The 21,910-nt window shown below is 73.1% G+C and carries 18 protein-coding genes; 3 read left to right on the top strand and 15 right to left on the bottom strand.

Annotated features, from left to right (window positions below; translation table 11 throughout):
* From ABEA81_RS31640 to ABEA81_RS31660, 5 genes are all read right to left on the bottom strand, one after another.
* On the bottom strand, positions 1-1,306 hold a 1,306-nt coding region (locus ABEA81_RS31640; RefSeq protein WP_459077161.1), incomplete at its 3' end, for a glycoside hydrolase family 65 protein.
* Positions 1,307-1,367: 61 nt separating this feature from the next.
* Positions 1,368-2,231, bottom strand: a complete 864-nt coding sequence (locus ABEA81_RS31645) for a carbohydrate ABC transporter permease (RefSeq protein ID WP_345610179.1) — start codon at positions 2,229-2,231, stop codon at positions 1,368-1,370.
* Positions 2,228-3,526: an ABC transporter permease gene (locus ABEA81_RS31650; RefSeq protein WP_345610181.1), complete on the bottom strand. Its 1,299-nt coding sequence runs from the start codon at positions 3,524-3,526 to the stop codon at positions 2,228-2,230. Before ABEA81_RS31650 ends, ABEA81_RS31645 begins: the two co-directional genes overlap by 4 nt.
* A complete protein-coding gene (locus ABEA81_RS31655; protein WP_345610360.1) occupies positions 3,523-4,821 on the bottom strand; it encodes an ABC transporter substrate-binding protein in 1,299 nt (432 codons plus the stop codon). The genes ABEA81_RS31650 and ABEA81_RS31655 overlap by 4 nt, the downstream gene beginning before the upstream one ends.
* Positions 4,822-4,823: 2 nt before the next feature.
* The gene (locus ABEA81_RS31660) at positions 4,824-6,011 is read right to left on the bottom strand and encodes an ABC transporter ATP-binding protein (RefSeq protein WP_345610183.1); all 1,188 of its coding nucleotides are present in this window, start codon (positions 6,009-6,011) and stop codon (positions 4,824-4,826) included.
* A 59-nt stretch (positions 6,012-6,070) separates the two neighbouring features.
* Between ABEA81_RS31660 and ABEA81_RS31665 the strand changes: the two genes are divergently transcribed.
* Positions 6,071-6,775: a response regulator transcription factor gene (locus ABEA81_RS31665; RefSeq protein ID WP_345610361.1), complete on the top strand. Its 705-nt coding sequence runs from the start codon at positions 6,071-6,073 to the stop codon at positions 6,773-6,775.
* Complete coding sequence (locus ABEA81_RS31670) at positions 6,751-7,956, top strand: sensor histidine kinase (protein WP_345610185.1); 1,206 nt, start codon at positions 6,751-6,753, stop codon at positions 7,954-7,956. Before ABEA81_RS31665 ends, ABEA81_RS31670 begins: the two co-directional genes overlap by 25 nt.
* 231 nt (positions 7,957-8,187) lie before the next feature.
* On the opposite strand, the gene ABEA81_RS31675 is transcribed toward ABEA81_RS31670, so the two are convergent.
* The 4 genes from ABEA81_RS31675 to ABEA81_RS31690 all read right to left on the bottom strand — a co-directional run bounded on the left by ABEA81_RS31675 (position 8,188) and on the right by ABEA81_RS31690 (position 11,729).
* Positions 8,188-9,183 (bottom strand): MinD/ParA family ATP-binding protein, encoded by a 996-nt coding sequence (locus ABEA81_RS31675; RefSeq protein WP_345610187.1) that lies wholly within the window; start codon positions 9,181-9,183, stop codon positions 8,188-8,190.
* Between the two features lie 70 nt (positions 9,184-9,253).
* Positions 9,254-9,712 carry a hypothetical protein gene (locus ABEA81_RS31680; protein WP_345610188.1) on the bottom strand — a complete coding sequence of 153 codons (459 nt, stop codon included), beginning with the start codon at positions 9,710-9,712 and terminating at the stop codon, positions 9,254-9,256.
* Positions 9,713-9,780: 68 nt separating this feature from the next.
* Complete coding sequence (locus tag ABEA81_RS31685) at positions 9,781-10,959, bottom strand: MinD/ParA family ATP-binding protein (protein ID WP_345610190.1); 1,179 nt, start codon at positions 10,957-10,959, stop codon at positions 9,781-9,783.
* Between the two features lie 77 nt (positions 10,960-11,036).
* Positions 11,037-11,729, bottom strand: a complete 693-nt coding sequence (locus ABEA81_RS31690; RefSeq protein ID WP_345610192.1) for a GntR family transcriptional regulator — start codon at positions 11,727-11,729, stop codon at positions 11,037-11,039.
* A gap of 244 nt (positions 11,730-11,973) precedes the next feature.
* On the opposite strand from ABEA81_RS31690, the gene ABEA81_RS31695 reads away from it, so the two are divergent.
* Complete coding sequence (locus tag ABEA81_RS31695; protein ID WP_345610194.1) at positions 11,974-14,358, top strand: hypothetical protein; 2,385 nt, start codon at positions 11,974-11,976, stop codon at positions 14,356-14,358.
* Between the two features lie 86 nt (positions 14,359-14,444).
* On the opposite strand, the gene ABEA81_RS31700 is transcribed toward ABEA81_RS31695, so the two are convergent.
* The 6 genes from ABEA81_RS31700 to ABEA81_RS31725 all read right to left on the bottom strand — a co-directional run bounded on the left by ABEA81_RS31700 (position 14,445) and on the right by ABEA81_RS31725 (position 21,820).
* On the bottom strand, positions 14,445-15,404 hold the full coding sequence (locus ABEA81_RS31700) for a MinD/ParA family ATP-binding protein (RefSeq protein WP_345610196.1): 960 nt from the start codon (positions 15,402-15,404) through the stop codon (positions 14,445-14,447).
* Entirely contained in the window at positions 15,401-16,366 is a 966-nt protein-coding gene (locus ABEA81_RS31705) for a MinD/ParA family ATP-binding protein (RefSeq protein ID WP_345610198.1), read from the bottom strand. Before ABEA81_RS31705 ends, ABEA81_RS31700 begins: the two co-directional genes overlap by 4 nt.
* Before the next feature lie 180 nt (positions 16,367-16,546).
* Positions 16,547-17,293: a DivIVA domain-containing protein gene (locus ABEA81_RS31710; protein ID WP_345610363.1), complete on the bottom strand. Its 747-nt coding sequence runs from the start codon at positions 17,291-17,293 to the stop codon at positions 16,547-16,549.
* A 107-nt stretch (positions 17,294-17,400) separates the two neighbouring features.
* A complete protein-coding gene (gene coaD, locus ABEA81_RS31715; RefSeq protein WP_345610200.1) occupies positions 17,401-17,883 on the bottom strand; it encodes a pantetheine-phosphate adenylyltransferase in 483 nt (160 codons plus the stop codon).
* On the bottom strand, positions 17,880-18,446 hold the full coding sequence (gene rsmD / locus ABEA81_RS31720) for a 16S rRNA (guanine(966)-N(2))-methyltransferase RsmD (RefSeq protein ID WP_345610202.1): 567 nt from the start codon (positions 18,444-18,446) through the stop codon (positions 17,880-17,882). Before rsmD ends, coaD begins: the two co-directional genes overlap by 4 nt.
* Positions 18,443-21,820, bottom strand: a complete 3,378-nt coding sequence (locus ABEA81_RS31725; protein ID WP_345610364.1) for a pyruvate carboxylase — start codon at positions 21,818-21,820, stop codon at positions 18,443-18,445. The genes rsmD and ABEA81_RS31725 overlap by 4 nt, the downstream gene beginning before the upstream one ends.
* Positions 21,821-21,910 lie beyond the last annotated feature (90 nt).

Genomic DNA, 21,910 nt, shown 5'->3' on the forward strand with positions numbered 1-21,910 from the left:
CGATGTCGGCGTTGATGTGGAACGCCGCGGTGCCGGCGGGCCAGTAGCCCGAACACTCCTGGCCCCGGATGGTGCGCCACGGGAACGCCGCCCCGCGCAGGCCCAGCTGCTCGGCGCGCTCGTAGGCCTGCGGCAGGATCGACTGGCGCCACCGCAGCGCGTCCGCGGCCGCGTGCGGGGCCAGGTGCGCGAGCACCGGCAGGCAGAAGGTCTCGGTGTCCCAGAAGGTGTGGCCGTCGTAGCCCCCGCCGGTGAGCCCCTTCGCCCCGATGGCGCGGCGCTCGACCCGTGCGCCGGCCTGCAGCACGTGGAAGGTGGCCAGCCGCACGGCCTGCTGGAGCTCGGCGTCGCCGTCGATCTCGATGTCGGCGGTCTCCCAGAACTCGTCGAGGTAGGCCCGCTGCTCGGCGACGAGCCCGTCCCAGCCGGTGTAGCGGGCCGCCGCCAGCGCGGCCCGGACCTGGTCGTGCAGTGCGGGCAGCGACCGACGTGACGACCAGCCGTAGGCCAGGTACTTCACCAGCCGCAGCGGCTTGCCCGGCTCGAGGCGCGCGATCACCGTGGTGCGGGCGATGTCCTCGGCCGCCTCCGACGTCACCTCGGCGGTCTCCGGGCCGTGCACCTCGTGGTCCACCGCGGCCGCGACGTTGAGCCCCGACCGGCGCGTGCCGTGGATGAGGTACGCGCCCGCGCCGGAGCAGCCGTGCTGCTCGGCCCGCAACGGGTCGGTGAGGGCCGCCTCGACGCGCGGGTCGGCCTCGTTGCGGCCGGGCAGCTGCTCGTTCGCCACCAGCTCCGACTGCAGGACGACCATGGCCGGGGCGTCGACGACCTCCACCTCGTACTCGATCGCGGCGATCGCCCGCTGGGTGAGCGACACCAGCCGCGTGGAACGGACCCGCACCACCCGGCCGGCGGGCGACTCCCACTCGACGTCCCGTGACAACGTGCCGGCCCGCAGATCGAGGACCCGCTCGTGGCGGCGCAACCGGCCGTAGCGCAGGTCGAACGGCTCGTCCTCCACCAGCAGCCGGATCAGCTTGCCGTTGGTGACGTTGATGATCGTCTGCCCGGACTCCGGGTACCCGTACCCGCCTTCCGCGTAGGGCAGCGGCCGCCGCTCGTAGAACGAGTTCAGGTACGTCCCCGGCATCGCGTGCGGATCGCCCTCGTCGAGGTTCGCCCGCAGCCCGATGTGCCCGTTGGACAGCGCGAACACCGACTCGACCTGGCCCATCCGGTCCAGATCCAACCGTGGCTCCCGCACCACCCACGGCTCCACCGCGAAGACGCGACCGGACGACATCAGAGGGACCTCCATGGTTCGGGGAGCGAACTCGGATCATGGTGCAGCAGACGCTCGGCGTTCACTTCGTCGACCCCGCCAGGACGCCTTGCACGAATGCGCGCTGGAACGCGAAGAACACGACGAGCGGCACGATCATCGACAGGAACGCGCCGCTGGCGAGCACGTCGACGTTGCTGCCGAACTGCCGCAGCTGACTGCGCAGCGCCACCGTGATCGGGGCGGACGCCTCGTCGGCGAACACCAGCGCCACGAGCAGGTCGTTCCACACCCAGAGGAACTGGAAGGTCGCGAGTGCCGCGACGGCCGGCCGCGAGATCGGCAGCACCAGCCGCCAGAATATGCGCAGCTCGCGCCCCCCGTCGAGGCGGGCGGCCTCGAGCAGGTCGCGCGGAATTCCCACGAACGAGTTGCGCAGCAGGAACACCGCGAACGGCATCCCGAACGCGACGTGGAACGCGACGAGGCCGGGGATCGAGCCGTAGAGGCCGATGCCGCCGAGCAGCTTGGCAACGGGGACGAGCGCCACCTGGACCGGCACCACCAGCAGCGCGACGACGCCGATCGTCACGACGTCCCGTCCGGGGAACTCGATCCACGCCAGCGCGTACGCCGCGAACGCCCCGACGACCACCACGAGCACGGTGGACGGCACGGCGATCAGCACGGTGTTCCACAGCGAGCCCATGACGGTCCGGTCGGCCAGCAGGCCCGCGTAGTTGGCGAGCGTGAGCTGCGCGGGCGCGGTGACGACGGTCCACCAGCCGCTGCGCACGTTGTTCGCCTCCGGCCGCAGCGAGGCCACCAGCAGGCCGAGCACCGGGAGCATCCAGAACAGCGCGACGGCCACCAGCCCGACCCGCACGACCGGCCCGCCCAACCGGGCCACCACCCGCGCGGCCACCGACCGCCGGGGCACGGTCACGACCGGTCCCCCCTGAACCGCCTGATGTTGAACACCACCGCCGGCAGCACCAGCAGGAACAGCAGCACGGCCAGCGCGCTGCCCAGGCCCTGGTCGCCGCCACCCGCCCCGAAGGAGACCTGCCACACCTGCAGGGCGAGCACGTTCGCCTCCTCCTGCACCGAGCCCGGCGCGATGACGAAGACCAGGTCGAACACTTTCAGCACGTTGATCACCAGCGTCACGAAAACGACGAGCAGCACCGGTGAGAGCAGCGGCACCGTCACGCGCCGGAACACCTGCCACTCGGTGGCGCCGTCCACCCGCGCCGCCTCGAGCGCGTCGCGCGGGATGCTCGCCAGCCCGGCCACGATCAGCGTCATCGCGAACCCCGTCATGATCCACAGCCAGGCCGCTATCACGACCGGCGTCACCAGCACCGGCCCGAGCCAGGTCAGCCCGCGGAACGGTTCGGCGAAGTTCGCCGCCGCCAACCGGATGGTGTAGGGCCCGCCGGTGAGGTCGGGCACGGTGAACCTCCCGTCGTCCCCGGTGGTCGCGGTGGCGACGACCCGGCCCGCCTCCCACACCTCGACGGCGATGCCCGGCACGCCGCGCTCCCCCGCGTCCACCTCGCCGGTGCGGTCCGGGGTGCCACCGACGTCCAGCCAGACCAGACCGCGCAGCCCGGCACCGGGCTCGGGCAGCACCGCGGAGGCGGCCTGCGCCGGCAGCTCCACGGGGTCGAAGCCGGTGATCGGCAGTCCCACCGCGCCCTGCGCCCCGACCGGTGCGGTCTCCAGCGCGCCGTCGGGCCCGACGACGAGCCCGCCGCCCTCCCGCGGGCGCGCCCCCTGGTAGGGCGAGGCGGGCGAGAACACGTCGTGCACCGACACCGCCACGGCGTTGACGAGGCCGCGGTCCGGGTCCTCCTCGTAGACCAAGCGGAAGATGATCCCCGAGGCGACCAGGGATATCGCGAGCGGCATGAACATCACCAGCCGGAACGCGGTGGCCCACCGGATCCGCTCGGTGACCACGGCGAGCACGAGCCCGATCGTGGTCACCAGGCTCGGGGCGACGAGCACCCAGATCACGCTGTTGCGCAGGGCGACGAGCGTGCGGTCGTCGGTGAACGCGGTGACGTAGTTCTCGACGCCGACGAACTCGTCGCCGCGGGCGTCGAACATGCTGCGGACGAGCGAGTAGGCGGTCGGGTACACGAGGAAGACGACCACGAGCAGCAGCGCGGGCGTGAGGAAGAGCGCAGCCAGCCGGTGGCTCCCGCCCGACAGCGGCCCGGTCGGCCGGGTCACGAGTCGCCCTCCTCGTACGCCGCGGTGGCCTCGGCCTCGAGCTCGGCGAGGATCCGGTCGACCTGCGCCGGGTCGGCGAGGTAGTCCTGCATCGCCCGCCAGAAGCCGTCACCCCGGGTGGCGCCCAGCGCGCTCGGCATCAGGTCGGACATGTCGAAGCGCAGGTTGTCCGCGCCCACCAGCTCCTCGGCGATCTGGCGGGTGCTGTCGTCGGGGTACTCGTCCAGCGCGACCTGCCGGTTCGGCGAGACGAAGCCGCCCTGCGCCGCCCAGATCGACGCGGCCTCCGAGCTCGCCAGGAACTGCATGAGCGCCTTCGTGCCCGGCTCGTCGGTGAGAGCGACCAGGGTGTCGCCACCGCTCACCACGGACGACGTCGGCCCGATCCGCGGGAACGGGAAGACCCGCGCGTCCGCACCGACCCGCGCCGGGGTGCTCTCCGCGATCGCGCCGGCCACGAAGTCCGCCTCGAACACGATCGAGGCCTTCGGGTCCGCACCGAACACGTCCACGACCGACTCGGTGAACTCGGTCTGCAGGGCGCTCGAGATCCCGCCGGGCAGGTACTCCGGCCGGAACACCCGGCCCAGCGTCTGCAGGGCGGTGCGGACGGACGGGTCGGTCCAGGAGATCTCGTGGCGCGCGAGCCGGTCGTACATGGCCCCGCCTGCGGTCTGCAGGTAGACGTTCTCGAACCAGTCGGTGAGGGTCCAGCCGTCGGCGCCGCCGACCGAGAGCGGCGTGCGCCCGGTGTCGGACAGCTTCCGCAGCGTCTCCACGAACTCGTCCCACGTCCGCGGCGGCACGAAGCCGGGACCGAGCTGGCCGGCGTCGTACCAGACCGTGGACTTGTTCGCGGCCTTGAACACGAACCCGTACAGCTCGCCGTCGACCGTGCCGAGCTCCTTCCAGACCGGCGCGAACTGGGCGTCGATCACGGACTCGGTGCTGGGGTCCAGCGGCACGAGCGACCCGGCGCGGGCCAGCGTGCGCACCAGCGCGGGCTGGGCGACGCCCGCGACGTCCGGGGGCGAGCCGCCTGCCAGCCGGGTGGCGAGCACGGTGGGTACCTCGTCGCCACCCGAGACGTAGGTGACGGTGGCCCCCGTGCGCTGCTCGAAGACGTCGAGCACCCGCTCGAACGCCGCCTGCTCCTCGTCCGACCAGACCGCGAGGACCTCGATCGTCTGCCCCGCGAGCGGCCCGGGCCGGGCCGGCGCGGGCTGCGGACCAGCGCATCCGGCGACGACGAGGAACGCCGTGACCAGCCCGAAGGCAACCTGCTTCCCCCGCATGGTCAACGCCGGATCGAGCGGCCGGTCTCGGGGTCGAAGAAGTGCAGCCCCTCGGTGTCGACGCGGACCGTGATCGGCTGTCCCTCGAAGACCCGCGTGCGCGGGCTGAACCGGCCGACGAGCAGGGTGCCGCCGTCCGCCGCGCGCACACGCCCCGACTCCCGGTCGAGCGTCTCGCGCTCCTCGGTGCGCGCCTGCTCGGCGGCCACCGGGAAGTGCACCATCACGTCCGCACCCATCGCCTCGACCAGGTCCGCGACCGACTCGATCGTGCTGCCATCGGGGCCGCCGACGATCGAGGCGTCCTCCATGTCCTCCGGCCGGATGCCGAGCACCAGCCGCCTGCCGGCGTAGGCGCGCAGCGCGGGCCGCCTGCGCAGCACGATCCCCGGCACGGTGAGCCGGTGCCCGCCGAACGAGACCGCGGCCCCGCCGTCGTCGTCGACGTCGAACCCGGCGATCACCATGTTCATCGCGGGCGCGCCGATGAACCCGGCCACGGACATGTCCACGGGCTGGTCGTAGAGGTCCTGCGGGGACGCGATCTGCTGCAGCACGCCCGCGCGCACGACGGCCACGCGGTCGCCGAGCGTCATCGCCTCGGTCTGGTCGTGCGTGACGTAGACGGTGGTGACGCCCAGGTCGCGCTGGATCCGGGCGATCTGGGCGCGCATCTGCATGCGGAGCTTGGCGTCCAGGTTGGACAGCGGCTCGTCCATCAGGAACGCCCGAGGCTCGCGCACGATCGCCCGCCCCATCGCCACCCGCTGCCGCTGACCGCCGGACAGGTGGCGCGGCTTGCGGCGCAGGTGCTCGCCGAGCTCCAGCACCTCGGCCACCTCCCGCACCCTGCGCTCGACCACGGAGCGCGGCACCTTGCGCAGCGTGAGCCCGAACGCGATGTTGTCGAACACCGTGAGGTGCGGGTACAGCGCGTAGGACTGGAACACCATCGCGACGTCCCGGTCGCGGGCGGGCACCTCGTTGACGACCTCGCCGTCGATGCGCACCTCGCCGTCGCTGATCCGCTCCAGGCCCGCGATCATGCGCAGTGCGGTGGTCTTGCCACAGCCGGACGGGCCGACCACCACGAGGAACTCGCCGTCCATCACGTCGATGGAGAGGTCGGTGACCGCGCGCGTGCCGTCGGCATAGACCTTGCTGACGCGGTCCAGCTCGATCCCCGCCACGATGCTCCCGTCGACCTCGCCGAGAGCCGCATCGTAGGCAGGTGCTCTACGGTGCGTTCATGGCGCTGGTGTTGCTGGTCGAGGACGACCACGCCGTCCGGACGGCGATGACGGGGGCGCTGCGCGACGCCGGGCACGTCGTGCAGCCGGTCGGCACCGCCCTCGACGCCCTCCGCACCGTCACCGACGACCACGTCGACCTCGTCGTGCTGGACCTGGGCCTGCCCGACCTGGACGGGTTCGAGGCACTGCGGCTGCTGCGCGGCGTCAGCGACGTGCCGGTGATCATCGCGACGGCCCGCACCGACGAGCCGACGATCGTGCGGCTGCTCAACGCGGGCGCCGACGACTACGTCACGAAGCCCTTCTCGAGCGAACACCTCAGCGCGCGCGTCGGCGCCGTGCTGCGCCGGGCCAGGTCCGTGCCGCCCGAAGCCGACCAACCGATCCGGGTCGGCCCACTCGTCGTGGACGGTGAGCGGCGGGAGGCGCGGCTCGGGGACGAGCTCCTCACGCTGACCCGCCGCGAGTTCGACCTGCTCGCCTACCTCGCGGCGCGCAGCGGGAAGGTCGTGTCGAAGTCGGAGCTGTGCCGCGAGGTGTGGCGCCAGCCGAACCTGCACCTCGACCAGACCATCGACGTGCACCTGTCCTGGCTGCGGCGCAAGCTCGGTGAGACCGCGGCCGACCCGAGGTTCCTGCACACGGTCCGCGGGGTGGGAGTCAAGCTGATCGACCCGTGCGGCACCTCGTCCTCCGCCTGATCCTCGCGACGGCCGGGGCCGCCGTCACCGCCGTCACCGCCATCGCGCTGGTGCTGCACCTGGTCGACGAGCGCGACCGGTTGCGGGCTGCGTCGGAGGCCGACCTCGCGGCACTCGTCAGCCTCGCCGAGGTCACCTCGGACCGGGAGGCGCTGCTACGCGGTATCGCGCGCACCCCCGCGGGCCGCGAGGGCAGGTTGGCGGTGCACGTCGACGGGGTGACCGTCGGCTCCTCCCGGCACGGCCCGGGCGGGACGCTGCTGGTCCGGGCCGCCGGCCCGGCCACCGTCGAGGTGTTCGTCCCCGCGGTCGCCCCCGGCACCGCGGAGCTGGGATGGGCGGCGCTGCTCCTCGCCGCCGGTGCGCTCGCCGCGGGGGCGGCCGCGGTCGTGGCCGCCCGCGGGCTGCGCCCCGTCGCCGCCGATCTCGCCGAGCTCACCGCGGGTGCGGCCGCGATCGGGAACGACGACCCGCCATCCGGGAGTCGTCCCATGCACGTGCCCGAGACCGAGGCGCTCGCCACCTCCCTCGCCGCGCTGACGGCCCGCTTCGCCGAGGCCCGCACGCTCGAACGCAGGATCGCCGCCGACCTGTCGCACCGCCTGCGCACCCCGCTCACCGCGCTCGCCCTCGACGCGAGCGCGATCGAGGACGGCCCGGCCGCCGACCGGCTGCGGCGGACCGTCGGATCCCTCCAGGGCGACGTGGACGCCCTCATCCGCGCCGCACCAGCCGTCGACGGGCCTGCCCGGTGCGACGTGGTGGAGGTGGTGCGGCAGCGGTTGAGCTTCTGGTCGGCGCTCGCGCAGCACAGCGGGCGGCCGTGCGAGCTGCACACCGCGTCCGCCCCGGCCACGATCGCGCTCGCCGCCGACGACCTCGGCGCCGTCGTCGACGTCCTGCTCGGCAACGTCTTCGCCCACACCCCGGCCGGCACCGCCTTCGCCGTCGTGGTGGTCCGCCACGCCGGGTGGGTCAGCCTCGTCGTGGACGACGCCGGACCGGGCGTCGCCGACCCGGCCGCCGCCCTGAGTCGCGGCAGGAGCAGCCGGTCCGAGGGCACCGGGCTCGGCCTCGACATCGCCCGCGACGCCGTCGAAGCGACCGGCGGGACGATCCACGTCGAGCGCGCGGCGCTCGGCGGGGCGCGGATCCGGCTGCGGTTCGCCGAGGCCGGCTAGGTGCAACCGGCGGCCTCGAGGCCCGCGCACCGGGTTCCAGCGGAACGCGCCAGGTCTCGCCGACAGTGGGTGGCGCCCAACGCAAGGAAGATCGGCTTTGGGCGAGGACCTCTGATCGTGCTGCCGTGACGCCCGTTCCCGCACCCCGTCTCCCCTCACACCCCCCGGCGAGCGGCAGCGCCGGACCACAGGGGTGTGCCGGGCGACACGGGGTGCGTCAGCAGCAGCCCGTCACACCCCGTCCACCGCCACCATCTCCGCCCCCACCCCGACGGGGGTGGCGTCGAACCGGTCGGCGAGGTGGGCGGCGATCGCGCGGAACGCGTCGAGCGTGGCCGGCCGCACGCGGGCCATGTCGATCAGGGCGCCGGTGGCGAGGTGCGGGTCGAACGGCACCTCCACCACCGCCCGGCAGCGCGCCTCGAAGTGGCGGCGCACCCGCTCGGTGTCGATGTGCTTGCTTGCGCGGTCGCAGGTGAGCACGAGCATCGCGTCGGCCACGCGCTCGGCGGGACCGCGCACGAGGAGCCAGTCGAGGGTCTTGTTCACCCGGGTGGCCCCGTCCGCCGTGGGCGACCCGACGATCACCAGGCTGTCCGCGAGCGCGAGCGTGCCGCCGACCGCCGAGTGGACGAGGCCGCTGCCCGAGTCCGTGATCACCACGTTGTAGAAGCGGCGCAACACCTCGCAGACGCGCTCGTACTCGGCACGGTCCATACCCTCGCTCATCGCGGGGTCCTGCTCGGAGGCGAGCACCTGCAGCCTGCCGGCGAGGCTCGTGAACCGGGAGACGTCGGCGAGGGAGGTCAGCGAGTCGATCTCTCCCAGCATGTCCCGCACGGTGGTGGACGTGTCGCCGGTGAGCCGGTCGGCGAGCGTGCCGGCGTTCTGGCTCGCGTCGAGCGCCACCACGCGGTCGCCCCGGTGCTCGGCGAGCACCAGCCCGACGCAGGCCGCCACGGTGGTCTTCCCGACGCCGCCGTTGATCGAGGTGATACCGATCTGGTGGGCGCTGCCGAGGGGGCGCCGGATGCGGCGCACCTGATCCCGGAACGCGTGCTCCTCGGGGCCCACACCCGGGTTGAGCAACCCGCGGCTCGCGGCGAACACCGCCCCGCGCCAGCCGCCCTGCGGCCGGTCGACCCGGCGGCGGACGATCGTGTCGTCGGTGAGGTCCGCTGCCCCGATCTCCGGCCCGGGATACGGGTCCGCGTCCTCCGAGCTCACCAGTCCACCCCCCGGCCCCGGCCGATCGCCGATGATCTCGGCACGGGGGCAGGCTACCCCGGGCCGGCGATCAGGCGGGCTCGACCTGGAACTCGGCGCCGCCGGAGTCCGCACTGCTCACCGTGATCCGGTACGCGCCGACCGTCTCGGTGCCCCCTGGCGCCACCGGCACGGTGGCCCCGTCCGCGGAGAAGGTCACCCCCGACGAGTCGATCGACTCGATCGCGATCAGCGGTCCCCGGCCGCACGAGAAGGAGGTGCGGCCGTTCGTCGTGATCGTCCGCCCACCCGCGCCGCGGCTCACGATGGACCCGTTCGACGAGACCTTGATCTGGCAGGTCCCTGCGGCGGGCCGGCCCGACGAGCGCGACGGCGACGGCGACGCGCTCGCGCCCGGCCGGTCGTCGGACGCGGGGGACGCCTCGCCCGGGACGCTCGACGAGCATCCCGACGTCCACAGCGCGACCGTCGCCACTCCGACGAGCAGGCGCACCGCCGCGGTCCGTGACTGCGTTCGCAAGATCTTCACAGCAGGCATGGTGCCGTTGCCCTCTCGCGGCTGCCACGCGGGTCCGGGAACCGCGCAGCGGATGTCCCCTACTCCCGGCGGACCGGCGGGGGGTTGCCGAAGTCGTCGGCGACGAGTGCGGCCAGCTCGAGGAAGGCATCCGACGTGGCCTGGCTCAGCTTTTCGAGCTCGATCCGGCCGCCGGTGGCCAGGTGCGGGTCGCGGGGCACGAGCACGACGCCTCGGCAGCGCGCCTCGAAGTGGGCGACGAGCCGCTCACCGTCGACCTCGGGGCTCGTCCGGTCGCAGGACAGCACGACGACCGCCCGCTCGACGAGCTCGTGGTGCCCGTGCGCCACCAGCCAGTCCAGGGTCTTGCTCGCGCGGCTCGCGCCGTCGACGGTGTGGGACCCGACGACCACCAGGCCGTTCGCGAGCGCGAGCGTGCCGTCCATCGCCGAGTGCACCATGCCGGTGCCGGAGTCGGTGACGACGACGTTGTAGAAGCGGGTCAGCACTGCGCACACGCGCTCGTACTCGGCCCGGTCGAACGCCTCGCCACGGGCCGGATCCTGCTCCGAGGCGAGCACCTGGAGCCTGCCCGACAGCGTGGTGAACCGGGCGATGTCGCTCAACGACCCGACGTTGCCCAGCGAGTCGAGCAGGTCGCGCACGGTGGAGTCGGTGCGGCCCGTGAGCCGGTCGGCGAGCGTGCCGGCATCCGGGTTGGCGTCGAGGGCCACGATCCGGTCGCCGCGGTGCTCGGCGAGCATCAGCCCCAGCATCGCGGTGACCGTGGTCTTGCCGACCCCGCCCTTCATCGACCCGACCGCGATCTGCCGCGGACCCCGCAGCGGGCACCGGATCCGCAGCGCCAGCTCCTGCCTGCGCTGTTCGTCCGGGCCGATCCCCGGGTTGACCAGGCCGCCGCTCGCGACGTGCACGGCCCGGCGCCAGCCCGTACCCGGCTTGTCCGACCGCCTGCGGACGATCGTGTACTCCGTCAGCTCGGACGCGGTGTGGGAGCGCGGATCCACGGCGGGCCGCTCCACCGTGGGCGGGAGCGGGGCGGGCGGTTCGACAACCGGTCGCGCGTGCGGGACCGGCGCTGGACGCGGCGGCTCGGGCAGCACCGGTTGGGGGGGCGCCTCGGGCTCGACCGGCACCGTCGAGTCCTCCGATGCCGGGTTCTCCGGCGCGGGGCGCTCCGGCGTCGGCTCCTGCTGGGCGGCCCCCGCGTCCGCCGGTGCAAACGATCGCTTCGGCATGCGTTACCCGTTCCCCCGGTCCGACCGCGAACGTGCCTATCTTGCCCCGGCCCCGCTCGAGCGGTTCGCGGGCCCGATCACGGTGCCGCCTCGACCCCCTGCTCGGCGAAGGCCTGCACGAGCTGGTTCTCGGCGTCGCGCAGGTAGACGTCCAGCGCCTCGGCCGCACCGGGGCCGTCACCCCGCTGCAGCTGCTGCAGGATCTGCCGGTTGCGGGCGAGGTAGGGCTCGTGGAACCGCCGCGGATCGGCCATCACGTGGAACACGAGCCGCAGCTCGGCGAGGATGCCGCCCATCAGATCGTCGGCGCGGGGGCTGCCCGCGAGCGCCACGAGCGCCTGGTGGAACTTGATGTTGGCCGTGCCGAGCGCCTGCCACTCGCTGCTGCTCAGCGCCTCCTCCCCGTCGTCGACGGCGGCGGCGAGGGCGGCGAGCCCCGGATGCGGCCCGGTGACCGCGCGGATCACGCCGCACTCGACGAGCCTGCGCATCTGGTACAGGTCGACCACGTCCTCGACCGAGAGCGTCCGCACGAACATCCCGCGGTTGAGCTCGTGCGTGAGCAGCCGCTCGTGCGACAGGAGCCGGAACGCCTCGCGCAGGGTGTTGCGGGAAACACCGAGTGCGCTGCCGATGGCGTCCTCGGCGAGCCGGGTGCCGGGCGGGAAGTAGCCCTCGATGATGCGTGTGCGCAGGATGGCCGCGACCCGCTCAGCGGTGCTCGTCCGCGACAGCAGGGCGCGGTCGGCGGCCAAGGCCTCGGTGGTCAACTCGCCTCCAGCGGTTCTGGCATGCAGGGGTTGTGCGCTTTGAAGGATCGTACAACAATCGAACGACCGAAGCGGTTCATCGTGACCGATCGAAGTCGAGTCGATCACGGAGAGCAACTTCATCTGTACAAGGTCGACTCGACATCGTGCCGCCACCCGATTGGCAGTACGCTTCTCCCGATCGGGTGAAGGCACGCCGTGACGACGACACACGGCAGCGCTGAGCTGTCCTTGGGGGGACGACATGACCGACGGGCCACAGCTGTGTGCCCTGCCCGGATGCAGCGAGACCGTCGAGCAGCCGAACGACGGCGGCCCGCGCCGCCTGTACTGCTCGCCCGCCCACCGGGCGGCGGCCCGCAAGGCCCGCCACGCGGCCCGGATGGAGGCATCCGCGGCCCCGCCGGCGGCCGAGGTCGCAGAGTCGCACGTCGCACACTCGGAAGTCGCACACTCAGAAGAGATCACACAACCGATCGTGAAGGCGCCGGACGGCGAGCCGTCCGAGCAGCCGACCACCGAGCTGCCCGCGGCCCTCGGTGCGCCCCGCGAGGACGGGCCCGAGCCGGCAGCGGTGCCCGACCGCGAGTGGAGCCCGGCCGCGGCGTGGGCGGTGTCTCCCCCCACGCTGTCGCCCGCCTCGCTCCCTTCCGCCCGCACGGTCCGCACCATCACGTCGAAGCGGGTCAAGAAGCAGAAGCCGGCGCGCACGGCGGCCGACCGCAAGAACGCCGGCACGCACGTGCGGCGCCGCGCGATCGCGAGCGTGGCCATCGCCAGCCTCGTGGCCGGTGGCGCCAGCTACTTCGTCACCAACAACGTCATTCCCACGGCGCCCACCCCGCTGCCGCCGCAGGCGGCGAACGACCCGTCGATGGACGCCGACGTGTGGGCGAGCAAGGCGGAGGTCACGCTCGCGTCGCTCAGCAGCCAGCTCGACGCGGTCGCCCAGGCCGAGGCCAGCTGGCTCGCCCTTCCCGAGAAGCGCCGCGCGCAGGAGCCGGCGGCCGTGCAGGCCCTCAAGGACCGCAAGGCGCTGCTCGAGCAGCAACGCGCCACCCTGATGTCCCAGCTCGAGGCGTTCAAGGCCCTGCCCGACCGCACCGCGGAGCTGACCTCGGCGCAGGCCCAGCTCGACGCCGTCGAGCGCACCCTCAGCGAGTCCACCAGCACCGCCGCCTCCCCGGACTACCAGGAGGCCCTGCGGCAGCTCCAGTCCCAGCGGGACATCCGCCGGCAGCAGCGTGACCACGCCGCCCAGGCGCTCACCGACCTGCGCAACGGCGTGGAGCAGGCCCTCAGCTCCCCGCTGCCCGCCGACAAGGACAACGTCAAGACCACCCACGTCGTCGAACGGGTGAAGGCGGTCGTCGCGGGCCGTCCCGACCCCGGCGACAAGGACGACGACCAGGAGCACAAGGCCGCCGGCCAGCAGGAGCCGGCCACCAGCCCGCGCCGCGACGACGGCGACGAGGAGCGCGGCGACGTCGGCACCACCGCGCCGCCCGACCCGGAGCGCCCGAACACCCCCGACATCCTCGCCGATGGCGGCTCGCACGACGCGAACGGTGGCGACCAGAACGCCGCCGCCGGCAAGGCGGCGGGCGACAACGGTGGCGACAGGGCCGAGGAGCCCGTCCGGTCGGTGGCGAGCGCGCTGGGCAGCGCGCTCGGCCAGGGCGACACCACCAACCGGGACGAGAGCGCCAACAGGCGCGAGGCCCGCGGCGCCGACGACAGCAGCAGCAACAACAGCGGCAACAGCAGCGGCGAGAGCGGCGACCACGGTGGCGGGCTCGGCGACGTCGTGCGCGGCGTGGGCGGTGCGCTGCTCGGCGGCTCCAGCCGCGACGACGACCACGGCGACAGCGACGCGCGCCGCGAGCGCAACAAGGAACGCGGCGACGACGGCGACGACCGGAACGACCGCTCGGGCTGGCTCTCCGACCGGGGCGACCGCGACGACGACCGGTCCGACAGCGGCGACGACGACCGCAAGTCCGACCGCGGCGACAAGTCCGACCGGGACGACGACCACAACGGGGTCCGGGGCATCGCCGACCGCCTGCTGGGCGGTGACGACGACGATGACGGCAAGCGCGGCGACAAGGCCGACTCGGACAAGGCCGACTCCGACAAGGCCGACCGGGACGACGACGGCGACCACAAGCGCCCCAGCGGCAAGGCCGAGCGCAAGCGCGACAAGGACCGCGAGGAGTCGAAGAACCGCCACCACAAGAGCGACTCCGACAAGGCCGACTCCGACAAGGCCGACCGGGACGACGACGGCGACCACAAGCGCCCCAGCGGCAAGGCCGAGCGCAAGCGCGACAAGGACCGCGAGGAGTCGAAGAACCGCCACCACAAGAGCGACTCCGACAAGAGCGACTCCGACGAGGACGACAAGAAGGGTCGCGACAAGAGCGACCGGGACGACCGCAAGGGCTCCGGCCACAAGGACTCCGACCGCAAGGACAAGGAGGACGACGGGGACCACAAGAAGAAGGACTCCGACGACGACTCCGACAAGAAGTCCGACCACGGCGACAAGGACGACGACGGCGGCAAGTCCGACAAGAAGTCGGACAAGGGCCACGACGACGGCGGCGACTCCGGCGACGACGACTGACCTTCCCGGCGACGCGCGAGCCCCGCTGCACCTGGTGCAGCGGGGCTCGTGTCGTTGCTAGTGGTTCCCGGCGGGGACCACTACACCTAGGCCCTCCGGTCGGCCGGGCGGCCGCCGAAACCGTCGGCGAGCAGGGCGGCCAGTGCGAGGAACGCGTCGTGGGTGGCCGGGCGCAGCCGCTCGAGCTCGATGCGGCCGCCGGAGGCGAGGTGCGGGTCGTGCGGGATGTCCACGACACCGCGGCAGCGGGACTCGAAGTGCCCGCGCACGCGCTTCGGGTCGACCTCAGCGCTCTTCCGGTCGCACGACAGCACGACCACGGCGTTCGCGACCGCGGCCGCGTAGCCGTGCGCCACGAGCCAGTCGAGGGTCTTGCTGGCCCGGCTCGCGCCGTCCACCGTGGGGGCGCCGACCACGACGAGGCTGTCGACCAGCGCGAGCGTGCCTTCCATCGCCGAGTGCACGAGCCCGGTGCCCGAGTCGGTGATGATGACGTTGTAGAAGCGGGTGAGCACCGAACAGACCCGCTCGTACCCGGCGCGGTCGAACGCCTCGCTCATCGCGGGGTCCTGCTCGGAGGCGAGCACCTGCAGCCGTCCGGCCAGGCTCGTGTACCGGGCCACGTCGGCGAGGGAGTACGCGGACTCCAGGTGCTCCAGCATGTGGCGCACGGTGACCGACGTGTCGCCGGTGAGCCGGTCGGCGAGCGTGCCTGCGTCCGGGTTGGCGTCGAGGGCGATCACCCGGTCGCCGCGGTGCTCCGCGAGCACGAGGCCGAGGCACGCCGACACGGTGGTCTTGCCGACCCCGCCCTTGATCGAGCTCACAGCGATCTGGTGCGTGCCCGGCACCCCGCGGCGGATCCGGCGCAACCGGTCGCGGCGGGTCCGCTCGGCCGCGCCGAGGCCCGGGTTCACCAGCCCGCCGGTGAGGCGGTACAGCAGGCTGCGCCAGCCCCGCTCGGGTCGCTCACCGCGGAAGCGGACGATCGCGTCCTCGGTGAGCTCGCCCGATCTGCCCTCGAGCGCCTCGCTGGTCTCGCTCATGTGACGAAGCGGTCGGCCATCAGCGCGGCCAGCTCGTAGGCCGCGTCCCGCGTGGCCGGGCGCAGGTGGGCGAGCTCGACCCGGCCGCCCGTGGCGAGGTGCGGGTCGTGCGGGATCTCGACGACCGCACGGCTCCGCGCCGCGAAGTGCTTGCGGATCCGGTCCTGGTCGACCTCGGCGCTGGTGCGGTCGCACGACAGCACGACGACCGCCTCCGTGGCGAGCGCGGAGTGGCCGTGGGCCAGCAGCCAGTCGAGCGTCTTGCTGGCCCGCCCGGCGCCGTCGACGGTGGGCGCGCCCACCACGATGAGGCTGTCGGCGAGCTTGAGCGTGCCCTCCATCGCCGAGTGCACCAGTCCGGTGCCCGAGTCGGTGATGATGATGTTGAAGAAGCGGTCGAGCAGCGCGCAGATCTGCTGGTACTCCTCGCGGCTGAACGCCTCGCTGGACGCCGGGTCCTGCTCGGACGCGAGCACCTGCAGCCGCCCGGCCAGGCTCGTGTACCGCGAGACCTCGGTCCAGGAGTGGATGCGGTCGAGGTCGCGCAGCAGCTCCCGCACGGTGACCGAGGACTCCCCGGTGAGCCGGTCGGCGAGCGTGCCGGCGTCGGGGTTGGCGTCGAGGACGATCACGCGGTCGCCGCGGTTCTCGGCCATGACGAGCCCGAGCAGCGTGGACACCGTGGTCTTGCCGACCCCGCCCTTGATGGAGCTGACCGCGATGCGGTGGGACTGGATCAGCGGACGCCGGATGCGGTGCACCAGGTCGCGCCAGCGCACCTCGGCCGCGCTCGGCCCCGGGTTGATCATGCCTCCGGTGGCCCGCAGCACGGCGCGCCGCCATCCCATGGACGGCTCGTCGGGCCGGGCCCGGAGGATCGCGTCGGCGTCGAGCGCCGCCGCGCTGCCACCGGGCTCCCCCTGCGGAGGACCGAGCGGAGACGCGGACCCCGTGGAACTCACTGCACCCCCTGGCTGTTCGGGCCCCCACCCGGTGTACGGCACCGGTTCCAGCCGGTGACCGTACCGTTCCCACCAGATCGAGGGATCCGGCTCGACAGGACGGCGCACCACGCGGTGAGCCTAACGCGGAGAGTCGCCGCCGTCCCCCGATGGTGATCGATCAGAGACCCTCGACGGTGCTCAGTCGATGAGATCCATGCCCGTACCGGAGCGCCCGTTCAGGCCAACTCCGGCTGCGCCGTTCTGCTGACCGCCGCGCCACAGGTTGCTGCGGCCCCGGCTGATGGTGCGCAGCGCCTTGCCGAGGGCGTCCTCGAACTCGGCGAGCTTCGCGTCGACGTAGCCGTCGCACTCCTGGCGCAGCCGCTCGGCCTCGGCGTCGGCGCTGTCGACGATCCGGGCCGCCTCGGCCTGCGCCGCGCGCACGACCTCGCTCTGCGACACGAGCCGCGCCTGCTCGGCCTGGCCGTCGGCCACGTACCGGTCGTGCGCGGCGCGGCCGGCGTGGGCGATCCGCTCGGCATCCGCCTGCGCCCGGTCGGTGAGCTCGGCGTACTGCCGGCGGCCCTCCGCCACCGCCCGCTCCGCCTCGTGGCGGGCCCGCGCCACCGTCTGCTCGGCCTCCGCCCGCGCCTCGGCGAGCAGCCGCTCCGCCTCCTCGCGCGCGTCCGACACCAGCTGCTCGGCTTCGGCCTGGGCGCCGCTGCGCGTCTGCTCGGCCTCCTGCGTGGCGTCGTCGACGATCTCGTCGCGCCGGTCCAGGACGTCCTGTGCGTCGTCGAGCTCACCGGGCAGCGCCTCGCGCACGTCGTCGAGCAGGTCGAGCACGTCACCGCGCGGCACGACGCAGTTCGAGGTCATCGGGACGCCCCGAGCCTCCTCGACGACCGTGACCAGCGCGTCGAGCGATTCGAAGACCCGGTACACGCTGCGCATCCTCTCACCGCCGTCCGCCCGAGCCCTGTATTCGGCGTGGCCCGCGCGTGTCAAGTTCCGAACGAGTGATGCAGACGCCGGCTACCTGCCCTGGGCCGCTACCCGCGCTCCGCGATCCGCTCCCGCAGCTGCCGGTGGACCGTCTCGGGCAGCAGGTGCCCGACGTCGCCGCCGTAGGTGGCGACCTCCTTGACCAGCGAGCTCGACACGAAGCCGTACTCCGGGCTCGTCGACATGAACAGGGTGTCGACTCCGGACAGCCGCTGGTTCATCTGGGCCATCTGCAGCTCGTAGTCGAAGTCCGTGACCACCCGCAGGCCCTTGACGATCGCCTGGATCTCGTGGGCGCGGCAGTAGTCGACCAGCAGGCCGTGGAACGAGTCCACGCGGACGTTCGGGTACGGGGCCGTGATCTCGACGAGCATCGCCATCCGCTCGTCCACGCTGAACATGCCCTTCTTGGACTTGTTCACGAGCACGGCGACGACGACCTCGTCGAACAACGCCGCAGTGCGGCCGATGACGTCGAGGTGCCCGTTGGTGGGCGGGTCGAACGATCCGGGACAGACGGCGCGCGTCACAGACCGGGACCGTACCGGAACCCGACGTGCAGGGTCGTCTCTCCGTAGCGACGCTCACGGACCGGCCGCAGTGGCGCGGGCCACGGGAACGGCCCGTCGCGCCCCGCCCGCTCGACGACCACGGTGGCGTCCTCGGCCAGCCACCCGTTCGCCTCCGCGCTGCGGAGCCACCCGGCCACCTCCGCGGCGGGCACGTCGTAGGGCGGGTCGACGAGCACGACGTCGTACGCGCGCTCGGCGGGCGCGGCGAGCACCGCCGCGGCGGGGGCCACGCGCACGACGGCGCCGGGCACGCCGAGAGCGTCGACGTTGCGGCGCAGCACGCCGGCCGCACGCCGGTCGGACTCGACGAACAGCGCGTGCTCCGCCCCCCGCGACAGCGCCTCCAGCCCCAGCGCCCCCGACCCGGCGCACAGGTCGAGCACGGCGGCGCCGTCGAGCCCCGGATCCGCGGAGAGGGCGGAGAACAGGGCCTCGCGCACCCGGTCCGATGTGGGCCGGGTGCCCTTGGGCGGCACCGCGATCCGCCGCCCGCCCGCGGCCCCGGCGATGATCCGGGTCATCCCAGGACGAGGAGCAAGTCGCCCCCCTCGACCTGCTGCACCTTGCCGATCGCGAGGCGCCCGACCCTGCCTGCCTGGTGCGTGGTGATCGAGGCCTCCATCTTCATCGCCTCGATGGTGGCGACGGTCTGGCCCGCCTCGACCTCGTCGCCCTCACCCACCTGCAGCGTCACGACACCGGCGAACGGGGCCGCCACCTGCTTCGGGTCGGTCCGGTCGGCCTTCTCCGCGGCCTTCACGTCGGTGGCGACCGACCGGTCCCGCACCGACACCGGCCGCAGCTGGCCGTTGAGCGTGGTGACGACGTTGCGGAAGCCGCGCTCGTCGGGCTCGGAGATCGCCTCCAGCTCGATGATCAGCGTGACGCCCTGCTCCAGCCGCGCGGTGTGCTCGACGTCGGACTCGAGCCCGTAGAGGAAGTCCCGGGTCGAGAGCACGGACGTGTCGCCGTAGGCCTCGCGGTGGGCGAGGAACTCCTTCGTCGGGCCGGGGAAGAGCAGCCGGTTCAGGGTGCCCCGGCGGTCGTCCTTCAGCGCTGCGCGGTCCTCGTCGGACAGCTCCGCCGCCTCGCGGTCCGCGGAACGACCCTCCAGGGCCCGGCTGCGGAACGGCTCGGGCCAGCCGCCGGGCGGGTCGCCCAGCTCGCCGCGCAGGAACCCGATCACCGAGTCGGGCACGTCGAACCGGCCCGGCTCGGCCTCGAAGTCCTCGGGTTCCACCCCGGCGCCGACCAGGTGCAGCGCGAGGTCGCCCACCACCTTCGAGGAGGGGGTGACCTTGACCAGCCGCCCCAGCATCCGGTCGGCGGCCGCGTAGCAGTCCTCGATCAGCTCGAACCGGTCGCCCAGCCCGAGCGCGATGGCCTGCTGGCGCAGGTTGGACAGCTGACCGCCGGGGATCTCGTGGTGGTAGACCCGCCCGGTGGGCGACGGCAGCGCCGCCTCGAACGGCGCGTACACCTTCCGCACGGCCTCCCAGTACGGCTCCAGGTCGCCGACCGCCTCCAGCGAGAGGCCGGTGGGGCGGTCGGTGTGGTCGGTGGCGGCGACCAGGGCGGAGAGCGACGGCTGGCTGGTGGTGCCTGCCATGGAGGCGACGGCCGCGTCGACGGCGTCCACGCCCGCGTCGATCGCCGTGACGAGGGTGGCCAGCTGGCCGCCCGCCGTGTCGTGCGTGTGCAGGTGCACCGGCAGGTCGAAGCGCTCGCGCAACGCCGTGACGAGCGTGCGGGCCGCGGGCGGGCGCAGCAGGCCCGCCATGTCCTTGATCGCGAGGACGTGGGCCCCTGCCTCGACGATCTGCTCGGCGAGGCGCAGGTAGTAGTCCAGCGTGTAGAGCTTCTCGGCCGGATCGGACAGGTCGGCGGTGTAGCAGAGCGCCACCTCGGCGACCCCGGTGCCGGTGGCGCGCACGGCGTCGATGGCCGGGCGCATCTGCTCGACGTCGTTGAGCGCGTCGAAGATCCGGAAGATGTCCATCCCGGTGCGGGCCGCCTCCTCGACGAAGGCGTCGGTGACCTCCGTCGGGTACGGGGTGTAGCCCACGGTGTTGCGCCCGCGCAGCAGCATCTGCGTGCAGATGTTCGGCACCGCCTCGCTGATGGCGGCCAGCCGTTCCCACGGGTCCTCGGCGAGGAAGCGCAACGCCACGTCGTAGGTGGCACCGCCCCAGCACTCGAGCGACAGCAGCTGCGGCGCCATGTGGGCCACGTGCGGGGCGACCGCCAGCAGGTCGCGCGTGCGTACGCGCGTGGCGAGCAGCGACTGGTGGGCGTCGCGGAACGTCGTGTCGGTGACGGGCACCGTGGTCTGCTCCCGCAGCCACCGGGCGAAGCCCTCGGGGCCCCGCTCGCGCAGCAGCTGCCGCGAACCCTCCGGGGCGGGGGCGGCGAGGTCGCAGCGGGGCAGCTTGTCCACCGGCTCGACGACCTGCGGCCTCGGCCCGTTCGGCTTGTTCACCGTGACGTCGGCGAGGTAGTTCAGCACCCGCGTGCCGCGGTCGGCAGGCTTGCGCGCTTCGAGCAGCTGCGGGCGCTCGTCGATGAAGCTCGTGGTGACCCGGCCGTCGGCGAAGTCGGGGTCGTCGAGCACGGCCCCGAGGAACGGCAGGTTCGTGGAGACGCCGCGGATCCGGAACTCCGCGATCGCCCGCCGCGCCCGGCGCACCGCGTTCGGGAAGTCGTGGCCGTAGCAGGTGAGCTTCACCAGCATGGAGTCGAAGTGGGCGCTCACCTCGGCGCCGGTGTGGGTGGTGCCGCCGTCGAGCCGCACGCCCGGGCCGCCCGGTGAGCGGTAGGCGCTGATCGTGCCGGTGTCGGGCCGGAAGCCGTTCTGCGGGTCCTCGGTGGTGACCCGGCACTGCAGCGCCGCGCCGTTCAGCGTGACGTCCTCCTGGTTCAGCCGCAGCTCGGGCAACGTCCTGCCGGACGCGATCCGCAGCTGGGCGATCACCAGGTCCCGATCGGTGACCTGCTCGGTGACCGTGTGCTCCACCTGGATGCGCGGGTTCATCTCGATGAACACGTGGTTGCCGCGCTCGTCGAGCAGGAACTCGACGGTGCCCGCGTTGACGTAGCCGATGTGGCGGGCGAACGCGACGGCGTCGTTGCAGATCCGCTCGCGCAGCTGCGGGTCGAGGTTCGGCGCAGGCGCGATCTCGATGACCTTCTGGTGGCGGCGCTGCACCGAGCAGTCGCGCTCGTAGAGGTGCACGACGTTGCCGTCACCGTCGGCGAGGATCTGCACCTCGATGTGGCGGGGGTTCACCACCGCCTGCTCCAGGAACACCGTGGCGTCCCCGAACGCCGACTCGGCCTCCCGCATCGCCGCCTCGATCGCCTCGCGCAAGGCGGACGGCTCGTCGACGCGGCGCATCCCGCGCCCACCGCCACCTGCCACGGCCTTGACGAAGATCGGGAAGCCGACCTCGTCGGCGGCGGCCATCAGCGTCTCGACGTCGTCCGACGGCTGCGACGACGCCAGCACCGCCACCCCGGCCTCCCGGGCGGCCGCGACCGCGCGCGCCTTGTTGCCGGTGAGGTGCAGCACCCCGGTGGGCGGGCCGACGAACGTGATGCCCTCGCGCTCGCACGCCTCGGCGAGATCGGGGTTCTCGGACAGGAACCCGTACCCGGGGTAGATCGCGTCCGCGCCCGCGCGCCGCGCGGCCTTGATGATCTCCTCGACCGACAGGTACGCCCGCACCGGGTGGCCGGGCTCGCCGATCTGGTAGGACTCGTCGGCCTTCGCCCGGTGCAGCGAGTTGCGGTCCTCGTACGGGAACACCGCCACCGTCGACACGCCCAGTTCGTAGGCGGCACGGAAGGCGCGAATGGCGATCTCGCCGCGGTTGGCGACAAGCACCTTGCGGAGCATCCGGTTCGTCACCAGGGAACCGTACCCGTGGGCACTCGATCGGACCCGTGCGAAGAACGCCACTTCTGCGGTACCAAGGAGGAGAAGTCG

Origin of the sequence: Pseudonocardia adelaidensis, assembly GCF_039543345.1 — a bacterium.
Classification (GTDB): Bacteria; Actinomycetota; Actinomycetes; order Mycobacteriales; family Pseudonocardiaceae; genus Pseudonocardia; species Pseudonocardia adelaidensis.